This is a genomic window from Sphingomonas sp. (assembly GCF_031380695.1).
Classification (GTDB): domain Bacteria; phylum Pseudomonadota; class Alphaproteobacteria; order Sphingomonadales; family Sphingomonadaceae; genus Sphingomicrobium.
On record NZ_JANMWY010000101.1, the window covers coordinates 1 to 2,465 of the forward strand.

Sequence of the window (2,465 nt, forward strand, 5' to 3'; positions counted from 1 at the left end):
CGCGATCCTCGCCAACAACGGCATCCTCTTCTCCGAAAGCGCGCAGAAGGGCGCCCACTTCATCGAACTCGCCTGCCAGCGCCGCATCCCCCTGCTGTTCCTGCAGAACATCAGCGGCTTCATGGTCGGCGGCAAATATGAGGCCGAGGGCATCGCCAAGCACGGTGCCAAACTCGTCACCGCCGTCGCCACCGCGAGCGTGCCCAAGATCACCGTGCTGATCGGCGGCAGCTTCGGCGCCGGCAATTACGGGATGTGCGGGCGGGCCTATTCCCCGCGCTTCCTGTTCAGCTGGCCGAACTCGCGCATCTCGGTCATGGGCGGCGAACAGGCGGCGTCAGTCCTCGCCACCGTCCACCGCGACGCCGACGTATGGACCCCCGAGCAAGCCGAAGCCTTCAAGCAACCCATTCGTGACGATTACGAAGCCCAGGGCAACCCGTGGCACGCGACGGCGCGACTGTGGGACGACGGCATCATCGACCCGGCGCAGACGCGGGATGTGCTGGGCCTCGCCTTCGCCGCCTGCCTCAACGCCCCGATCGAAGAGAAAGCGCGCTTCGGCGTGTTCCGGATGTAGCGCAATGATCACCTCGCTCCTGATCGCCAACCGCGGCGAGATCGCGTGCCGGATCATCCGCACCGCGCGGCGGATGGGCATTCGCACCGTCGCGGTCTATTCCGACGCCGACGCCAAGGCGCTCCATGTCCGTGTCGCCGACGAGGCGGTCCACATCGGCCCGTCGCCCGCCCGCGAATCCTACCTCGTCGGGGACAAGATCATCGCCGCTGCCAAGGCCACCAACGCCGAGGCGATCCATCCGGGCTATGGCTTCCTCTCCGAGAACGCCGACTTCGCCCAAGCGGTGATCGACGCCGGGCTGATCTGGGTCGGCCCGCGTCCGCAATCGATCCGCGACATGGGGCTGAAGGACGCCGCCAAGGCGCGGATGATCGCCGCCGGGGTGCCGGTCACTCCGGGCTATCTCGGCGCCGACCAATCGCCCGCCACGCTCAAAACCGAAGCCGAAAAAATCGGCTATCCGATCCTGATCAAGGCGGTCGCCGGCGGCGGCGGCAAGGGCATGCGCCGGGTCGAGGCGGCAGCCGAGTTCGACGACGCCCTCGACTCATGCAAGCGCGAGGCGGCCTCCTCCTTCGGCGACGACCGCGTGCTGCTCGAAAAATACATCCTCTCGCCGCGCCACATCGAAGTACAGATATTCGGCGACACCCATGGCAATATCGTCCACCTTTTCGAGCGCGACTGCTCGCTCCAGCGCCGCCACCAGAAAGTCATCGAGGAAGCCCCCGCGCCGGGCATGGACGAGGCCACGCGCGAGCAATTATGCGGCGCAGCAGTCCGTGCCGCAAAAGCGGTCGATTATGTCGGCGCAGGCACGATCGAATTCATCGCCGACGCCAGCGAAGGCCTGCGCGCCGACCGCATCTGGTTCATGGAAATGAACACGCGGTTGCAGGTCGAACATCCGGTGACCGAGGAAATTACCGGTGTCGACCTGGTCGAATGGCAATTGCGCGTGGCGAGCGGGGAGGCGCTGCCCAAGCGGCAGGACGAGCTGTCGATCAACGGCTGGGCGGTCGAGGCGAGACTGTATGCGGAAGACCCGGTGAAGGGGTTTTTGCCGAGTGTGGGGCGGTTAGAGGTTTTCGATCTCGGTACGCTGAACCGTATCGAAACAGGTTCTGAGCAAGGCGATGAAATTTCGCCGCACTATGACCCCATGATCGCAAAACTGATCGGCAGAGGCAAAACCCGTAAAGAAGCGATTAGAGCGCTCGGTGATACCTTTTACGACATTATGGTCTGGCCGGTGAAAACGAACGCTCGCTTCCTTTCCAATGCGCTTTTTGACGAAGACTTTTTTGAAGGGCGTCAGATTGATACGGGGTACATCGAGCGCCGAGGCAAGAAGCTAATTCCCAGTAATCTGGCAATTCCGCATGTCTGGAGTGACGCAGCAGCAGTCGCCCTCACGAATTCGAAGGAAAAATACCGCGGGCTGGCATCGTTCCGACTTAATGGACGCGCGGAACGGCACGTCACTCTGTTGTTGGATGGAGAGTTCCGAAACGTCGAACCGGTCGATGAAGAAGGCTACGGTCTGCCAAATTTCCGTAACGGCGAAACGATCGTCGTCTTCGAACAAGGCCAAGCCTACGAGTTCGGCTCATCGACCCGTGGGACTGTCGGCGCTGACGCCGCCTCAGGCACCCTCATCGCCCCCATGCCCGGCAAGGTCACCGCGGTCGACGTCGCGCCCGGCGACACCGTCACCAAGGGCCAGCGCATCCTCACGCTCGAGGCGATGAAGATGGAGCATGGCCTGATCGCTCCGTTCGACGGCATCGTCGCCGAGATCAATGTCGAACCCGGCGCGCAGGTGCAGGTCGACGCCGTGCTGGCGCGGGTGGAAGCAAGCCCTTCCCCCTCTCCCCCTGGG

2 protein-coding genes are annotated in these 2,465 nt (G+C 63.5%); both read left to right on the forward strand.

Features of this window, described 5'->3' with window-relative positions; all coding sequences use genetic code 11:
* The coding region (locus tag RMN84_RS03840; RefSeq protein ID WP_309610885.1) for a carboxyl transferase domain-containing protein at positions 1–580 on the forward strand (580 nt) is incomplete at its 5' end.
* A 4-nt stretch (positions 581–584) separates the two neighbouring features.
* On the forward strand, positions 585–2,465 hold a 1,881-nt coding region (locus RMN84_RS03845), incomplete at its 3' end, for an acetyl/propionyl/methylcrotonyl-CoA carboxylase subunit alpha (protein WP_309610886.1).